This is a genomic window from Maricaulis parjimensis (assembly GCF_016817355.1).
Taxonomy (GTDB): domain Bacteria; phylum Pseudomonadota; class Alphaproteobacteria; order Caulobacterales; family Maricaulaceae; genus Maricaulis; species Maricaulis parjimensis.
Map to the genome: position 1 here is coordinate 60,109 of NZ_JADOTT010000009.1, position 17,151 is coordinate 77,259.

The 17,151-nt window shown below is 64.0% G+C and carries 15 protein-coding genes; 3 read left to right on the forward strand and 12 right to left on the reverse strand.

Features of this window, described 5'->3' with window-relative positions; genetic code table 11:
* Positions 1 to 5: 5 nt before the first annotated feature.
* From nuoF to I0K07_RS13865, 8 genes are all read right to left on the reverse strand, one after another.
* Positions 6 to 1,319, reverse strand: a complete 1,314-nt coding sequence (gene nuoF / locus I0K07_RS13830; protein WP_203294419.1) for an NADH-quinone oxidoreductase subunit NuoF — start codon at positions 1,317 to 1,319, stop codon at positions 6 to 8.
* Between the two features lie 3 nt (positions 1,320 to 1,322).
* A complete protein-coding gene (gene nuoE / locus I0K07_RS13835; protein ID WP_203294421.1) occupies positions 1,323 to 1,988 on the reverse strand; it encodes an NADH-quinone oxidoreductase subunit NuoE in 666 nt (221 codons plus the stop codon).
* On the reverse strand, positions 1,985 to 2,455 hold the full coding sequence (locus tag I0K07_RS13840; RefSeq protein ID WP_203294423.1) for a hypothetical protein: 471 nt from the start codon (positions 2,453 to 2,455) through the stop codon (positions 1,985 to 1,987). The genes nuoE and I0K07_RS13840 overlap by 4 nt, the downstream gene beginning before the upstream one ends.
* Positions 2,455 to 3,660 carry an NADH-quinone oxidoreductase subunit D gene (locus I0K07_RS13845; protein ID WP_203294425.1) on the reverse strand — a complete coding sequence of 402 codons (1,206 nt, stop codon included), beginning with the start codon at positions 3,658 to 3,660 and terminating at the stop codon, positions 2,455 to 2,457. The genes I0K07_RS13840 and I0K07_RS13845 overlap by 1 nt, the downstream gene beginning before the upstream one ends.
* A 3-nt stretch (positions 3,661 to 3,663) precedes the next feature.
* On the reverse strand, positions 3,664 to 4,266 hold the full coding sequence (locus I0K07_RS13850; RefSeq protein ID WP_203294427.1) for an NADH-quinone oxidoreductase subunit C: 603 nt from the start codon (positions 4,264 to 4,266) through the stop codon (positions 3,664 to 3,666).
* A gap of 9 nt (positions 4,267 to 4,275) precedes the next feature.
* Entirely contained in the window at positions 4,276 to 4,839 is a 564-nt protein-coding gene (locus I0K07_RS13855; protein WP_138510067.1) for a NuoB/complex I 20 kDa subunit family protein, read from the reverse strand.
* A 6-nt stretch (positions 4,840 to 4,845) separates the two neighbouring features.
* Entirely contained in the window at positions 4,846 to 5,214 is a 369-nt protein-coding gene (locus tag I0K07_RS13860) for an NADH-quinone oxidoreductase subunit A (protein ID WP_238934893.1), read from the reverse strand.
* A gap of 258 nt (positions 5,215 to 5,472) precedes the next feature.
* On the reverse strand, positions 5,473 to 5,919 hold the full coding sequence (locus I0K07_RS13865; RefSeq protein WP_203294429.1) for a hypothetical protein: 447 nt from the start codon (positions 5,917 to 5,919) through the stop codon (positions 5,473 to 5,475).
* Positions 5,920 to 6,086: 167 nt separating this feature from the next.
* Here I0K07_RS13865 and I0K07_RS13870 point away from each other — a divergent pair, with 167 nt between their 5' ends.
* The 3 genes from I0K07_RS13870 (at position 6,087) to I0K07_RS13880 (ending at position 9,330) form a co-directional block, all read left to right on the forward strand.
* Positions 6,087 to 6,815 carry a DUF599 domain-containing protein gene (locus tag I0K07_RS13870; RefSeq protein WP_203294431.1) on the forward strand — a complete coding sequence of 243 codons (729 nt, stop codon included), beginning with the start codon at positions 6,087 to 6,089 and terminating at the stop codon, positions 6,813 to 6,815.
* Positions 6,816 to 6,878: 63 nt separating this feature from the next.
* On the forward strand, positions 6,879 to 8,438 hold the full coding sequence (locus I0K07_RS13875) for an AbgT family transporter (RefSeq protein WP_203294433.1): 1,560 nt from the start codon (positions 6,879 to 6,881) through the stop codon (positions 8,436 to 8,438).
* A 58-nt stretch (positions 8,439 to 8,496) separates the two neighbouring features.
* Positions 8,497 to 9,330, forward strand: a complete 834-nt coding sequence (locus I0K07_RS13880; RefSeq protein WP_203294436.1) for an EAL domain-containing protein — start codon at positions 8,497 to 8,499, stop codon at positions 9,328 to 9,330.
* Here I0K07_RS13880 and I0K07_RS13885 read toward each other — a convergent pair.
* From I0K07_RS13885 to I0K07_RS13900, 4 genes are all read right to left on the reverse strand, one after another.
* The gene (locus I0K07_RS13885; protein ID WP_203294438.1) at positions 9,327 to 10,871 is read right to left on the reverse strand and encodes a DEAD/DEAH box helicase; all 1,545 of its coding nucleotides are present in this window, start codon (positions 10,869 to 10,871) and stop codon (positions 9,327 to 9,329) included. The two genes, I0K07_RS13880 and I0K07_RS13885, sit on opposite strands and share 4 nt — an antisense overlap.
* 257 nt (positions 10,872 to 11,128) lie before the next feature.
* Positions 11,129 to 12,139 carry a hypothetical protein gene (locus I0K07_RS13890; RefSeq protein ID WP_203294440.1) on the reverse strand — a complete coding sequence of 337 codons (1,011 nt, stop codon included), beginning with the start codon at positions 12,137 to 12,139 and terminating at the stop codon, positions 11,129 to 11,131.
* Positions 12,139 to 16,401 (reverse strand): VWA domain-containing protein, encoded by a 4,263-nt coding sequence (locus tag I0K07_RS16060; RefSeq protein ID WP_203294442.1) that lies wholly within the window; start codon positions 16,399 to 16,401, stop codon positions 12,139 to 12,141. Before I0K07_RS16060 ends, I0K07_RS13890 begins: the two co-directional genes overlap by 1 nt.
* Positions 16,383 to 16,967 (reverse strand): hypothetical protein, encoded by a 585-nt coding sequence (locus tag I0K07_RS13900; protein ID WP_203294443.1) that lies wholly within the window; start codon positions 16,965 to 16,967, stop codon positions 16,383 to 16,385. The genes I0K07_RS16060 and I0K07_RS13900 overlap by 19 nt, the downstream gene beginning before the upstream one ends.
* Between the last annotated feature and the right edge of the window lie 184 nt (positions 16,968 to 17,151).

Below are 17,151 nucleotides of genomic sequence, written 5' to 3' on the forward strand. Positions count from 1 at the left end.
GCGCCCTACTCCGCCGCAACCTGGCTGACAAACACGGGTTTGCCGGCGCGGTAATTGTTGATGCGATCTTCGATCTCGCTACGGAAGTGGCGGATCAGGCCCTGGACGGGCCAGGCGGCCGCGTCGCCGAGGGCGCAGATCGTGTGGCCTTCCACCTGACCGGCGACGTCAAGCAGCATGTCGATTTCCTCGATCGTGCTTTCGCCGGCCGCCATGCGGGTCAGCACGCGCCACATCCAGCCGGTGCCTTCACGACACGGCGTGCACTGGCCGCAGCTTTCATGGCGGTAGAAGTAGGAGATGCGGGCGATCGCCTTCACCACGTCGGTGGACTTGTCCATGACGATGACGGCTGCGGTGCCGAGACCGGATTTGTGTGCCTGCAGGGCATCAAAATCCATCAGCACATCGTCGCAAATGTCTTTCGGAAGCAGGGAGACCGAGGAGCCGCCCGGAATGACGGCCTTCAGATTGTCCCAGCCGCCGCGCACGCCACCGGCATGCGTCTCGATGAGGGTCTTCATCGGGACCGACATGGTCTCTTCGATATTGCACGGCTTGTTCACATGGCCGGAGATCGAGAAGATCTTGGTGCCGACATTGCGCTCGCGACCGAAGGAGGAGAACCATTGCGCGCCGCGGCGCAGGATGGTGCCGGAGACCGCAATGGACTCCACATTGTTCACCGTGGTCGGGCAGCCATAGAGGCCGGCATTGGCCGGGAAAGGCGGTTTCAGGCGCGGTTGGCCCTTCTTGCCTTCCAGGCTTTCCAGCAGGGCCGTTTCCTCGCCGCAGATATAGGCGCCGGCGCCATGGTGGACATAGACGTGGAAGTCCCAGCCATTGACATTGTTGTCGCCGATCAGCTTGGCCTCATAGGCCTCCTTGACCGCTTTCTCGAGCGCCAGGCGCTCGGTGACATATTCGCCGCGCAGATAGATGTAGCAGGCATGGGCCTGCATCGCGAAGGAGGCGATCAGGCAGCCTTCGATCAGCAGGTGCGGATCATGACGCATGATCTCGCGGTCCTTGCACGTGCCCGGCTCGGATTCGTCGGCATTGACGACGAGATAGTGCGGGCGAGCCCCCACTTCCTTGGGCATGAAGGACCATTTCAGACCGGTCGGGAAACCGGCGCCACCGCGGCCGCGCAGGCCGGAGGCTTTCATCTGGTCGATGATCCAGTCACGGCCCTGTTGCAGGATCTCATTGGTGCCATTCCAGCAGCCGCGCTGCTTGGCGCCCTCGAGACCCGGGTCATGATGACCGAACAGGTTCGTGAAGATGCGGTCTTTATCCTGGAGGAGTTGCGTCGCCATGGGTTAGCCCTCCGCCTTGTCGGTGTTCGGCAGTTTGATCGGCTTGGCGCGCGAGCCGTCATAGAGGGACGGGTCGGTCAGCGCCTCGGTGCCGTGCGGTTCGGAGGCGTTGCGCTCCGATTGCGGGCCGAATTTCACTTTTTTGCCGGCGGCAAGATCGTCGAGCAGGGCTTCGAACTTTTCTGCATCGAGATCCTCGATGTAGTGGTCGCCATCCTTGTTCGCGAGCTGGATCATCGGGGCATTGGCGCAGGCGCCCATGCACTCAACTTCGACCCAGGTGAACTTGCCGTCTTCGGAAATCTCGTGCTGCTTGCCGATGCGCTTCTTGCAGACCGAGATCAGGTCTTCCGCGCCGCGCAGCATGCAGGGCGTCGTACCGCAGACCTGGACCAGGTTCTCGCCGACCGGAGCCAGGTTGAACATGGTGTAGAAGGTCGCGACTTCGTAGACGCGGATATAGGGCATGTTCAGGCGCGTCGCGATTTCGCGGATCGCCGGCTCACAAACCCAGCCTTCCTGCTTCTGGGTGATCCAGAGCATGGGGATGACGGCCGAGGCTTTCTTGGCCTCGGGATATTTCGCCAGCCAGAATTTGATCTCGTCTTCGCTCTTCTTGTTGAAGGCAAAGCTGTCCGGCTGTTCTTTTGCCAAGCGGCGAACGCTCATTCCTCATCCCCTGTGGCGATGTCGGTCTCGCGGCGATCATTGATCACCTCGAACCGTTCCGGATGAAAAGCTTCACACCAGGCGTGGGCGTCGGCGATGGCCGCCTCGATCCCTGCCCGGCTTCCATTATGCGGGAAATCCGCATGATCCAGTTCGGACGTCACGCTGACGCGGATCCGTCCTTCAGTGTCGACCCGGCCGAGACGGTGCTCTTCCAGGAGCGCGCCCACGACATGGTCGTAATCGGCCGCGGAGACCGTGGTATTGCACGAGCCGCACAGCGGCTCTCCCCCGGACATGCGGCAGCCCATCAGGCCCACCTCGGTATAGACCGGGACCGTGTCCGGCGCTGCCTGCAGCACAGCCCAGTCATAGGACGCGCGGGTCTCGGCATCGATGCCGCCCCCCGAACCGCCCGAACAGGCTGCGACCGCGATCAGCGGAAGTATGGCAAGGCCATGCTTCATTACCGGTCGATCTCCCCGAACACGATGTCGAGGGAGCCGAGGATGGCGGACACGTCGGCCAGCATGTGGCCGCGATTCATGAAGTCCATGGCGGCCAGGTGCGGGAAGCCCGGGGCGCGGATCTTCAGGCGGTACGGCTTGTTGGAGCCGTCGGCGACCAGATAGACGCCGAATTCGCCCTTGGGCGCCTCGACAGCGGCGTAGACTTCGCCGGCATCGACATGGACACCCTCGGTATAGAGTTTGAAGTGCTGGATGAGCGCTTCCATGGAGCGCTTCATCTCGGCGCGGCGCGGCGGTGAGAATTTGGAATCGGTGGCCAGCACCTCGCCCGCATTCTCTTCCTTCATGAGCCAGTCGCAGCACTGGATCATGATCTTCACGCTCTCGCGCATCTCTTCCATGCGGCAGAGATAGCGGTCATAGCAGTCGCCGTTCTTGCCGACCGGAATCTTGAAGTCCAGCTCGTCATAGACCTCATAGGGCTGCGAGCGGCGCAGATCCCAGGCGAGGCCGGAACCGCGCACCATGACGCCCGAGAAGCCCCAGGCGAGCACGTCTTCCTTGGTGACAACGCCGATATCGACATTGCGCTGTTTGAAGATGCGGTTCTCGGTCAGGAGCTTGTCGATATCGTCCAGCTTGGCCGGGAATTGGTCACACCAGTCGCGAATGTCCTGGACGAGCTGCGGCGGCAGGTCCTGGTGCACACCGCCCGGGCGGAAATAGTGGGCGTGCATGCGCGAACCGGAGGCGCGCTCATAGAAGACCATCAGCTTTTCGCGCTCTTCAAAGCCCCAGAGCGGCGGCGTCAGGGCACCGACATCCATGGCCTGGGTCGTCACGTTGAGCAGGTGGTTCAGAATGCGGCCGATCTCGCAGTAGAGGACGCGGACATACTGGCCCCGCTTCGGCACGGTGATGCCGGCGAGACGCTCGGCGGCCATGCAGAAGGCGTGTTCCTGGTTCATCGGCGCGACATAGTCGAGACGGTCGAAATAGCCGATGCCCTGGAGATAGGTCTTGTGCTCCAGCAGCTTCTCGGTGCCGCGGTGAAGCAGGCCGATATGCGGGTCGACGCGCTCGACGACCTCGCCATCCAGCTCCAGCACGAGGCGCAGCACGCCGTGGGCGGCCGGGTGCTGGGGACCGAAGTTCAGCGTGAATTTGCGCGGGGCGGTTTCGGTGATCTGATCGTCAGCCATGTTTTAGCCCTCCGCCTTCTCATCACCCGGGATGACGTATTTGGCGCCTTCCCACGGGCTCATGAAGTCAAAGTCACGGTATTCCTGGACGAGCTCGACCGGCTCGTAGACCACGCGCTTCTCTTCCTCGTCCCAGCGCACTTCGACATAGCCGGTGAGCGGGAAGTCCTTGCGGAGCGGATAGCCCTCGAAACCGTAATCCGTCAGCAGACGGCGCAGGTCCGGGTGGCCGGAGAAGATGATGCCGTACATGTCGAAGGCTTCGCGCTCGAACCAGTCGGCGACCGGGTAGACGCCATGCACGGACGGCACCGGCGTTTCCTCATCCGTGGAGAGTTTCACGCGGATGCGGTGGTTCTGGTGCATGGAGAGAAGGTGGTAGACGACCTCGAAACGCTCGGCGCGCTGCGGGTAGTCGACACCGCAAATGTCGATCAGCGTGGTGAACCGGCAGGCCGGATCATCACGCAGCCAGGTCAGGACATCCTCGATGCGGTCGCGATAGATCGTGACCGTGAGCTCACCATGGGTGATCTCCCAGCCGGTGACCGCTTCGGACTGGCCGGCAGCGACATGTTCACCCAGGACTTTGAGCGCTTCACTCATCATTCTCTCCTAGCGCTCGATCGAGCCTTCACGGCGGATCTTCTTCTGCAATTGCAGAATGCCGTAGACCAGGGCTTCCGCTGTGGGCGGGCAACCCGGGACATACACGTCCACCGGAACGATGCGGTCACAGCCGCGCACGACCGAATAGGAATAGTGGTAATAGCCGCCGCCATTGGCGCACGAGCCCATCGAGATCACGTAACGCGGCTCGGGCATCTGGTCGTAGACCTTGCGCAGGGCCGGCGCCATCTTGTTGGTGAGCGTGCCGGCGACGATCATCACGTCGGACTGGCGCGGGGAGGCGCGCGGCGCAAAACCGAAGCGCTCGACGTCATAACGCGGCATCGAGGCCTGCATCATTTCAACGGCGCAGCAGGCCAGGCCGAAGGTCATCCACATCAGCGAGCCGGTACGGGCCCAGGTGACGAGATCATCAGCCGCAGCGACGACGAAACCCTTGTCCGCCAGCGCATCAGAGACGCCGTCGAAAAAGGGATCGTGTTTCTTCGGATCGTAGCCGGGGACGGCTGCGCGGCCGGCCATGCCGGCGGGGGTCAGGTCAGATGCCATTGTGGTCTACTCCCAGTCCAGCGCGCCTTTTCTCAGCTCGTAGATGAAGCCGATGGTGAGAACGGTGAGGAAAACCATCATCGACCAGAACTCGAACGGGCCCAGATGCTCACGGAGCGTCACGGCCCAGGGGAAGAGGAAAGCCACTTCCAGGTCGAAGATGATGAAGAGGATGGCGACGAGGTAGAAACGCACGTCAAATTTCATGCGGGCGTCGTCAAAGGCGTTGAAGCCGCATTCATAGGTCGAGACCTTTTCCGGATCGGGCCGCGAGGGCGCGATCACGAAGGCCGCCAGCATGAAGCCGAGGCCAATAACGGCAGCAATGCCGAAAAAGATCAGGATGGGCAGATAATCGAGAAGCAGCGCGTCCATCGCCTAGCCTCGCCTTCTTGCGTCGGTTTTCCGCTCGGGACGGGGCCAATTTGTAAGGCAGGAAACGCCGGGAAGCGAATCGGACTGCGCCTACGGGCCCCCTGCCCGATTTGGCGCGGAAGCTAGAGCGCAGCGGCGCAGGCTGCAAGGCCTAAAGGCGGCCTTCTATCAGTTCATTGAAGCGTGAACCGTGTATAAAATCATCCAGTTGCGACTGGTTTGCAAGTAGAGCCCGCAGAGGCGAAGTTGATAACCGGTTCAGCGCAACCCCAGAACCGAGCGCCAGAAGGCGTTTTTCAGGAAGGGGGAATGCCGTGTGAAGGCCTTGTCCGGGAAGACATGCCAGGGCTTGTAGCCCCATTTGGCAACCAGGGCGCGGGCCTCGCGGCCCCAGCCCTCCGCCTGGGCTGCGGCAAGCGCAGCACTGCGCGTGCACCAGGAGGTTCGAGCGCGGCGGAACTCGACCAGTCCCCGCCCCGTCAGGCCGCGTGCCGCACGCAGCACACGGCGCAGATCCCGGTATTGGCGCAGGCGTGCCACCGCATCGAGCATGAGAATGGAAAAGCCGGCCAGCGCGCCGATCCCGAGCCACAGCGGCGGAGACAGGGCCAGCACGGCCAGGCAGGCCAGAGCCAGGAATAGCGGAGGCCAGATCGCTCGCAGGGACCAGAATGAGGATTGTGTACGCAGAATGAGGGCCGTCATGACGCCAGAATGCCCGGCCCGGCGCGTGGGCACAGTGGGACTGGCTGTGACGGCGTCCCCCTCTTACGCCCTGCCCCTTATGTCTTGGCCCCAGATTCAATAGCCCGCCCCCTATCGGGCGCGCGGAATCCGACTAGTGTTCCAAAAGACCGGAAAACGGGGCGGACATGCTGGCAGAGTATTACGGCGTCATCGGTTTTTTCCTGATCGCGGGGGCCTTCTCGGTCCTGGTGGATCATTCCCCCCTGTCCAAATACACGCTGTCGCGGGCGATGGATGAACATCGGCGCTATTGGATGATCAATATGGCCAGCCGGTCCATGCGCATGGTCGACAGCCAGATCATCGGCGGACTTCAGAACGGCATCGCCTTCTTTGCCTCCACCGCCCTTCTGGGCATTGGTGCGGCCTTCACCCTGATCACGGCGCTGGACCCGGTCATGACGGCGGTGGCCGACGTGCCCTTCCTGGACACGGCCTCGCGCACGCAATGGGAAGTGATGAGCCTGGGCCTGCTGATCATCTATGCCTATGCCTTCTTCAAATTCGGCTGGTCCTATCGGCTGGTGAATTATTCCGCGATGCTGCTGGGTGCGACCCAGGACACGATGCATGGCGGCAAGGCCAGCGAGGAAGCCCTGGCCGGCGCCTATCGGGCCGGTGCGATGAATGTGGTGGCCGGGCGGCAGTTCAATCGCGGCCTGCGCGCGCTGTTCATGTCGATCGGCTATCTGGCCTGGATCGCCGGACCGATGGCGCAAATCCTGGTCACGCTCGGGATTGCGGGCATCCTGTGCTACCGCCAGTTCGCCAGCCCGGCCCTGGCCGCGCTCCGCTCCGGCGACATGCCCCTGCCGCCGCAGATCGACCGGAGTGAAGACCCGGCCCCGGATTGAGTTGCACCGGGAGGGCAAACGCGTCCAATCTCCCCCGCAAATTCCATTCAAGGGGGAAACCACATGAGTCTGGGTAATTCCATCCTCAATGCCGTCGAAAAAGCCGGTAACAAGCTTCCCGATCCGGTGACGATCTTCGTCATCCTGATCGGCATTGTCATGCTGGCCTCGCTGGTGATGTCGAGCCTTGGGGTCTCGGTCGAGCATCCCGTGACCGGCGAGACGATCAATGTCGTCAATCTGCTGACCGGCGCGCAATTGCAGACCCTGCTGGTCAATATGCCAGCCGTCCTCACCGGCTTTGCGCCGCTGGGCATGGTTCTGGTCGTGATGATCGGTGCCGGCATCGCGGAGAAGACCGGCCTGCTGGCAGCCGGCCTGCGCGCCATGGTGTCCGGCGTGACCAATGCGCTGCTCACCCCGACCCTGGTCTTTGCCGGTGTGATGGGCAATCTGGCCGTGGATTCCGGCTATATCGTCATGGTGCCACTGGGCGCGGTGGTGTTTGCCGCCGTCGGCCGTCACCCGATCGCCGGTCTCGCCGCGGTCTTCGCGGGCGTGTCCGCGGGCTTCTCGGCCAATCTCGTCGTGACCTCGCTGGAACCGCTCCTGTTCGGCATCACCCAGACCGCCGCGCAATCGATCGAGCCGGGCTGGACGCTGAACAATCTGGACAATTTCTATTTCACAGCGGCCCTGACCCCGGTCCTCGTCCTGGTCGGCACGCTGGTGAACAATTACATCGTGGAACCGCGCCTGGGCACATGGGAACGTCCCGCCGATTTCGCCGAGCCGGAAAACAGTGGCGAGCTGTCGGCCGCAGAACGCAAGGGCCTGGCCTGGGCCGGTATTTCCCTTCTGGTGATGACCGTGCTGGTCCTGTTCATGACCGTGCCGGAAAACGGAATCCTGCGGGACGCCAATGGCGGGCTGGGCCCCTTCTTCCGCTCCATCGTGGCCATCCTGATGATCGCCTTCCTGGTCTCCGGCGCGCTGTACGGCATGGCCGTGGGCTCAGTGAAGTCGGATCGGGACCTGGTCCAGCTGGGCACGAAATCCATGGCGGACATGGGTGGATACATCATCCTGGCCTTTGTCATGGCGCACTTCATCGTGCTGTTCGGCGCCTCCGAGATCGATACGGTGATCGCGATTGGCGGTGCGGAAAGCCTGCGCGCACTGAACCTGCCGGCCCCGCTGCTGATCGTCGGCATGGTATTGCTGGTGGCGGTGCTGAACCTGTTCATGGGATCGGCCTCGGCGAAATGGGCGCTGATCGCGCCGATCTTCGTGCCGATGCTGATGCTGCTGGGGATTTCGCCGGAAGGCTCCACCCTCGCCTACCGCATGGGTGACCAGGCGACGAATATCATCACGCCGCTGATGCCTTATCTGCCGCTGATCCTGATCTTCGCCCAGCGCTATGTGCCGGAGTTCGGACTGGGCAGTCTGATCGCGACCATGCTGCCCTATTCCATGGCCATCCTGGTGTCCTCGCTGGTCATGCTGGCGATCTGGTTCGCCCTCGGCCTGCCCCTGGGTCCGGACGGCGCGGCTTTCCAGTATGAGGTACCGGCTGCGGTGGAGACATCCAGTCTGCTTGCGCCAGCCAACGCACCGTAGACATACGGAATTTTAAGCGTGCTCGGTCATGCTGCGCCGCTCCGAGGAGAGGCCAGACATGACCGAGCAACGCCAATCATCCGGTTGCGATATGTGCCGCAGCCGCGGCAAGACACGATTTGAACTGCCCATCCGCATGGCCTTCCACCCGATTATCGACGTGGATGCCGGCCAGGTGTTTGCCCACGAAGCCCTCGTGCGCGGACCGGAAGGGCAAAGCGCGGCCAGCGTTCTGGACCGTGTCAGCGATGCCAATCGCTATAATTTCGACCAGCTGTGCCGGACAACGGCCATTGAAACAGCCAGCGAAATCGGCATGAGCTCGGCCCTCAGCATCAATTTCATGCCCAATGCGGTCTATGAGCCGGCCAATTGCATCCAGGCCACGCTGCGCGCGGCCGAGAAGACGGGTTTCGACCTCAACCGGATCATTTTCGAATTCACCGAGAATGAGGACATGACCGGGTCGGACAAGCTGAACGAGATTGTCCGGGAATACGCCCGGCATGGCCTGCGCACGGCGATCGATGATTTCGGGGCCGGCTATTCCGGTCTCAACCGCCTCGCCGAGCTGCAGCCCGACTTCGTCAAGCTGGACATGGACCTGACCCGCAATCTGGATACGGACAAGCGCCGGCAGATCATTGTGCGCCATGTGCGGGAGATGTGTACCGAGCTCGGCATTCGTACCGTCGCGGAAGGCATCGAGACTCACGGGGAACTGGCCGCCGTGCGGGATTGCGGGATCAGTCTGGTCCAGGGTTATCTTTTCAGCGCGCCGCGCCTGGGCGAATGCTTCCGGGACAGCGAAATCCTGAAAGCCTTCCTGCCCGGCCCGGCCGAAGCATCCACAGACACTTCGGCCGCTCCGGATTTCCGCGCCTCGGCCTAGGCGTTGCTGGCGGCCGGACGGGTCCGGCCCTGGCGGCGCGGCGGGCGATGGCCACCGGCACCCTGGCCCGGCTGGCCATGAGCGTGACGCTCACCCGATTTCTGGCCACCGCGATGTCCGCCCTTATGCCCCCCCGGCTTGCCGCCGGATTTGTGCGCCGGCTTGCCCGGCCGGGCGCCGCGCTCGCCCTGGGGACGATCTTCGCGCTGACCGCGGGCTTCACTCTGCTGACGCTCCTCGCGAGGCTGGCTATCCTTTGACCAGCTCGGCTTGCCCTTGTCCTTGTTGCGCGGCTTGCTGTTCCCGCGCGCCTTGACCGAAACCTGGCCATTGGACGGGCCACGGCGATTGCGCGGCTTCTTGGCCTTGGAGGCCGCCGGAACCGCATTCTTAGCCTCGGCGTAGAAATCCTCTTCCTCGCCGACAATGCCCTTGTCGAGCTCGATCCCGGTCAGGCGTTCGATATCGCACAGATATTCGTACTCGGTCGGGTCACAGAAGGAGACGGCGATCCCGTTCTTGCCGGCGCGGGCGGTGCGGCCGATCCGGTGAACATAGCTCTCCGGAATATTGGGCAGCTCGTAATTCACGACATGGGAGACATCATCGACATCAATGCCGCGCGCGGCGATGTCGGTCGCCACGAGGATTTTCATCGAGCCGTCCTTGAAGCCCTGCAACGCCTTGACGCGCTGGCCCTGGGTCTTGTCGCCATGGATGGCCGCGGATTTCAGCCCGTACTGGACGAGGATCTTGTTGACCTTGTCAGCACCGCGCTTGGTGCGGGTGAAGACGATGGCGCGCTCCATGTCCTTGGCACCGAGCACGGAGAGGAGCAGGTCCTTCTTGGCATTCTTCGGCGTCAGGATGGCGGACTGGGTGATGCGCTCGATCGGGCGGGAGACCGGCGCCACGGAAATCCGCTGGGGATCCGTGAGCAGGTCTTCGGCCAGTTTCTTGATCTGCGGCGGCATGGTGGCGGAGAGCAGCGCCGTCTGGCGATCTTGCGGGATCATGGACACGACTTCCCGGATGGCCGGGAAGAAGCCCAGATCAAGCATCTGGTCGGCCTCGTCGAGCACGAGGGTCTTGACCTCGTCCAGACGCAGGGCCCGCTGCTTTACCAGGTCCAGGAGACGGCCCGGCGTCGCCACGATGACGTCAACGCCGCGCGCCACGACCTTGATCTGCGGGCCGATCTTGAGCCCCCCGACCACCAGGGCCGAGGACAGGCGCATATGGGCGGAATAATTCTGCAGGTTCTCGCGGATCTGCGCGGAGAGTTCGCGCGTCGGCGAGAGGATCAGGGCCCGGCAGGTCTTCGGTGCCGGGCGTTTGGGCAGGTTTGCGAGATTGTGCAGGATGGGCAGGACAAAGGCTGCCGTCTTGCCGGTGCCCGTCTGGGCAATGCCGAGCACATCGCGGCCGCCCAGCAGGGCGGGAATGGTTTCAGCCTGGATCGGGGTCGGTTCGTTATAGCCCGCATCATCGAGGGCACGCAGAATCGGGTCGGCCAGGCCGAGTTCGGAAAACTGGGTCAAATATTCAAATCTTTCAAAACACCGCGCACGGCCAAGCCGTGGCAGTTATGGGTCATTCAAAGGAAGCTTGCGTAGATCAGCCGCCGGTTCGTCGACGCCTTCCTGGCGCCCGAGGTGGCAGGATCGATACGCGCTGGAATCAGCGGAAAGTCTCGCCAACATCGCGCCGGTCGCCCCTGAAAGGGCCTACACACCGGCTGGATGTGAGCTCCGTGTGTCACGTTTCATGCTGCAGCGCAACTTATATCGCGGACAGGTCAGGCCGCGTCGTCGGAAGAGTTCGCCGGCCGGAAACGGCGCCAGGCCCAGAAACCGCCGCCGCCCAGAACCAGAACCCCAAGCCCGCCCAGCAGCCAGACGAGCAGGCCCGGCCCGCTCTCGGACTGGCCTTCGACCGCCCGCAGCAATTCCGTGGACACGGCCTCGGCCTCATTGGCCTCACGCAGCTCGGTGCCCAGCGCATTGCCGATTTCCGCCAGCTGCAGCCAGCCCGCATCGCCGCCCTCCAGGCCCAGCGTGATCAATTGACCGCGCATGCCGCCGAGCGGCTCGATCAGGACGATCTCCAACGCCTTGTAGCCATGCCACTGGTTTTCCGGCCAATTATTCGTGTCATTCACGCCGATCCGGACCGGCGCGCTGGTGACATTGACATAGCGCATACCGTTCCAGCCGCCCGGGCTGTTGGGACTGGCATAGAGCAGTTCGCCATCCAGGCTTTCCACCCGGATCAGCGGACCGGGATAGGCGCTGCGCCAGGCATGCAGCTGGATGCCCAACACACCGGAGCGCGGCGGATCGACCTGGAACCAGTCCCAGTCATTCTGGGAGAGACGGACGATCCGGTTGAAGGGCAGGTCGATCTCAACAGCCTCATCCGGCCGGTCATTGGGCTCGAACGCGTCATTGGGCGGACCGGCACTGATCCGGCCCTGGATGCGCCCTGCGACCGGATCGGAGCCGCCATTGGCGACTAGTTCCAGATCGTGACGCCCCGGTCCCAGGACGAGAAACTCAGTCAGCTGCTTGGTTTCGTCCGTGTCGCCGGGTTGCGCGATCCGCACGGCGGTGATGGCTTCATCGCCAGCGAACACATCGAACCGCAACAGGGCCGCCGCGTCGAGCTGGACCCGGACACGGGTCGGGGTTTCGGCGTCAAATTCCAGCTCGATGATTTCATTGACCGGGACCCGGGTCTGGGCGATGGCCGGACCCTGGCTGGTCAGGATCAGGAGGAGCGCGGCGAGGCTGGGCAGAAGATCACGCATCAGCCCTGCTCCGGATCAGCATTGGAGACGGCTTCCCCCACCCGGCGGCGGGCGGTCGGAAGATCGGTCAGACCGTTGCGGGCCGCACCGGCCAGATTGCGCACCCGGTCCAGCGAGGCCTGGCCCTGGGTGGCCGAGCCGACTTCGGTCCGGGTTTCACTGGGGCGGCTATTGATCCCCCATCGCCAGCCGGAGGTCTGGGTGCGGCCGTAATAGACGCCATAATCCTTGACCTCATAGATGTTCAGGCAACGGCCATCCGGCAGGGCCCGTTCGGAGAAACTGTGCTCGACCAGGGTGATCCGGTCGAGATGGCGGCCCCCATCGCGAACGTCCACGGCATAGCCGGACCAGCTGTCCGCGCGGCAATTCACGGCCGGGCGCGGCGCGTCAGCCACTTCGGTTTCCGGCAGGGGTGCCGAATCCGGGGCTTCATGGCGGGCCAGCACGGCCTCCAGATCGCGGATCGCCGAGGTGACATTGCCATCGCAGGTCTCCGCGCCATCGGTGAAACTGGCATAGCGCCAGGCCTGCGCCCGCGGGTCGGCGCCATGGGTGAACATGCCCCGGGCGACATCATGGGCGGCGGCCAGCGGCGTGGAATCATAGGGCGAGACCGACACCAGGAATTCCCGGATCGAGTCGGCATCGCGGGTGAATTGGCGGGTGGTGAAACCACTGCACCCGCTGAACGCCACGGCGGCATATTCGATCACCTCATCCTCGGGCAGATTGGCAAAGCTCTGGGTGATGCCGTCGCGGGCAAATTCCATACGGCCCTGCTCGCCCATGGAACCGGACCCGTCCAGGATAATGAGGAAGGACAAGGCTGGTGCTTCGCCCAGCCGGTGCCAGAGATCGGGGCCGCCAGTGGCCGTTGTCTGGCCGCCGCGCTGCGCTTCCAGACCATCCCAATAGGCACCACTGCGCCAGTCAGCAGGCGGGCGGATGAGGGCGACACTGGCCGGATCGGCGTCCAGAAGACGGCCTTCGATGGACACGCTGACCTGAAGGTCACCGTTCTCGTCACGCAGGCTGGCCGCTTCGGCCAGATCGAACCGGCCCTGCCAGTCGCGTCCCTCCCCGCGCATCTGCGCCGTGGCACCGCCGACCGTCACACTGGGCTGCGTGTCCAGATCATCGGAGAAACGCAGGCGCAGACGCCCCTCCCCGGTCTCGGACACGGCGCGGGCGACATCGACATCGAGTGTGCGGACCGGACCGCCCAGCGCGGCCGTGGTCAGCTGACGCTCGGCGTCGAGATCGGGACCGCCGGTCCATTGAGCGGAATAGACCGTGCCGCCTCCGGCACGCACGGCAATGCGGTCCAGCACGACGGGGATATGGTCAAAGAGGAGCTGATGATCCCGGTCCGGATCCGGCCCGGTGGTGTCGGGATTGCCATCCGTCCAGGCGCCGCGGCGCGAACGGACGCTGATTTCCAGCGGCATGGGCCCGCGCAGGGCGTCATAGGCCCCGCCATCCGGCACATCCTGGCGGCCACGCCAGCGGCGATTATCCAGCCAGCGGCCCTCCAGCGGCTCACCGCCCAGGGTGAAGATCTGGCCCTCCGCATCGCGCTCGATATCGGTATCGAAGCTGATCTCGATGGTCAGGGACAGGCCGGGGCCGACAGGACGGAAAGCCGGATCGACCGGGTCGTCTTCCTCGGCATCCGGGGTGGAGAACAGGCTGGTGGCGGACACGTCTTCCAGGGGCGGATCCGGCGGGCGGCTATAGGCATAGACCGGGATATCCTCGCCACGCGCCTCCACGGTCAACCGCGCCACACGCGGCGGCTCGACCAGGCGGCGGACCACGAAACTGCCGACACTGTTGAGGCCGGGATCGGTTTCCACGGCACCGGCCCGCGACACGAAGAGGCTGGCTTCGCTGACCCGTTCGGACTGGCTGCCCGGACTGTCGCGGAAGGGAATGTCGGAGAAGACATCCTCGATGCGGAATTGGATGCGCGTATCGCTCCAGCTGACGATATCGGTCACCGTTACGGTATCGCTGCCATCCGGGCGCTGGCCCAGGCGCAGCGTGCCCGGCTGATCGCCGAAATGACGGCCGCGGATTTCCAGCGTGTCGCGCGTATCCTCGATCTCCAGCACGACGCGCTGTTCGGCGAGATCGGCATCACCCAGCGCATCGACGACGGGCGTCGCATCGCACCAATTGGCCACGGACTGCATGGACAGGCCTTCAGGCGTCAGGGCAAAGGCAGAGGCGGCGTCATTGGAGAAATCCCAGCTGACATAGCCCGGATGCAGGGTCTCCAGATCATCGCCGCCGAAACCGGGCGCGGACCAGCTGGAGCGGCTGAGACGGCACAGGGGTTCGGTCTGCTGGCGGCTGCCATTAAGTTCGACGAAAGCGTGTTCGGTGATGCCGGTCCCGTCATCGGTTTGCGAATAGATGCGCTGGGCCAGGATGCGGCAGGTGGCGCGCTCGGCCGGGTCGGCGGACCGGCGCAGGCGCTGCAGCAATTCCTCGGACCGGCCGCAAAAATAATCGGCATGGGAGCGGTTGAAGAAGCCAAACACCGTCTCCGCATCGCGGCCCCGCGGGTCCCGGTCCGGCAGCGTCGTCAGGGATGTGGGCTCCAGATAGCTGGCAATGGAATAGGCATCGCCCGTGGGGACATTCATCAAACGCCCCATGCCGCCCTGGGCCAGGTTCAGCCCGTCCGGATCAACAAAAGCGGCCATCCGGGCCCGGACATAGATGCGGGTCACGGAGAGCGTGTCATTGCGCGAATAGACAAAGCCGCGGATCTCCGGCGGCAAATCTTCCAGCGTGGCATTGCCGGTCACTTCATTGATGACATTGCCGATGCGGAAGCCGGCCTGGGCCATGGTGGACACGGCCCCAGCCACGCCGAATTCCGGCCCCATGCCCATGACGATGGCTTCATTCGTCGCCCAGGCGTTGAAACAGCCCGGCCCGACCGTGCCGGCATCGGCGGTGAGCGCCACCGCGTCCAACCCGTAACCGCTGCCATTCGTCCCGAAGGCCCGGATCACTTCGGCAAAACCGGCGCTGGAGCAATTCATCAGCTCGGCATATTGCTGCTGCACCGGCAGGGCCGTTTCCGAATTGTATTCCATCAGGAAATTGCCCGGCAGGCTGACCCGCGCGGCATAGCGGCCACGCTGCATGTCATAGGCGCGATAATCGCCAACGCCGGGATATTCCTCATCCGAATTGGGGCGGCGCCAATGACCGATCTGCAGGCTGACCGCCGGCGGTGTCGCATTCTCGTCGACCAGGCCGACCTGTTTGCCCAGCCAGTTGATCGCGCGGCGGCCCAGATTGACGACCGTATTGGTGACCCCGACTTCCGGGGAAGACAGGGCATCGGGGATGTGGGCGACCGACTGGTAGCCATGGATGATGCCGGTAAAGGCCCCGGCCATGAGGGCACGGGTCGGATCCAGGGCAATGCCGCTGGCATCGTATTCCGGCGAACCCCACCGTTCGAACATGTGGCCCAGAGCCCAGCGGTCCTGCAGGAAGTGCTGGGCATAGCCCTCATAGGCCAGCGCCTCCATCTCCGCTTCGCGGATGACGTCGCGATAGGCTGCCAGATTGGCCGGGTCGGCGGCGATCCGCTCCCGCAGGGTCCGGGCGCGGGCGGCAAGGTCGAGGGCCGCCGCGTGCAGGCGCAGATAGGAGCGCGTTGCCTGGGAGCCGAAATGGGAGGCGTTGAACCCGCCGCCCTGCCAATAGGTATAATTGTGGCAGCCCGCTGGCGTGCCCGCCGGCATCTGGCCATTGGGCAGAGGCGGGCACAGCTCATTCATGTTGATCCAGTCATAGATCGTGTAGCTGAAGTCCGGGATGCCGGCGAAATTGGTCGCGCCCGGCACGGTGCGCTGGGGCAGTCCCATGACATCGGCCGGGTCCCAGTTGGACCGCTGGCGCCGCGCGCCAATGTCGGAGCGGAAATAGCCGGTCGACAGATCATTGACGATCAGCGGATCGTCCTGCTGGAAGCCCCAGGGCGCATTGGGCGCAACCCGGTTCAGCGCGTGCTGGGCCAGCCAGGCATGCTCATTCTCGCGGCAATTCTGCAGCAGGCTGCCATGGCAGAAATAGATGCCATGCCATTTGTCGAGATCGCTGACATGGCCGCGAATGGCCCCGGCCCGCGGCGATTCCTTGGTGTCATAGGCCGGCAGGACACAGAGCAGCAGGCCGGACAGGACGAGGCCTTTCAGCCAGCGTGTCGCAGATTTCAGTCTTGGGGCGCGCACCAGGCATCCTCCTCGACGAAGGTTTCAAGGAAGGCGGCGTAGCTCGACTCAAGATCACTGCCCGCGCGGCTTTCGAACCGGTCCCGGCAGGCTTGCGGACAGCTGGACTGGGCCACGCAGCTGCGCAGACTGCCGGCGCGCGTCGCATCGCTCTCGCCATAGGCGGGCGCCAGACAGGACAGGACCGTGTCCATGCACTGGCCCCACTGGGCGATGGAGTCGTCGAGTTCGGGATAGGTCACGGCGAGCAGGGTCAATGCCGTCTCGCTGGCATCACCACCATGGCCGACAGGAAAGGGTTCGATCAGGACGGGACATTCCGCGCTGCCAGCCTCGCAATCCGGGTCCGGCGTGTAGCTGGCTTCGGCCCAAAGGTCGCTGGGCGGACGGTCGAAGAATTGCGGGCCGAAAACAAAGCCGGCCCCGGCAAGCCCCAGAAGGAGGATCGCGGCCAGGGCCCAGATCCAGACGGGCCGGGGGGACGCCTTGGCTTCCACCTCATCCGGCGCAGCATCATCTTGTGAAAGCGTTGTTTCAGTGTCGTTTTCGTCGCGCGGATCCGCCACGGCTCTCTCCCCTGCCCCGCCAGATACCGGGGCTGAACCTACTCACGCGAACAACTCGCTTTATGGTAGCAGGAGAAAAGGACTTGTCGACCGGGGCTGTAGCCCGGGATTGGCTGGACATGGACAGGCCTTCCCGCGACCCTGGATGCCGCAGCGCACGCTCACATCTCCTGCCGCTAAAGGC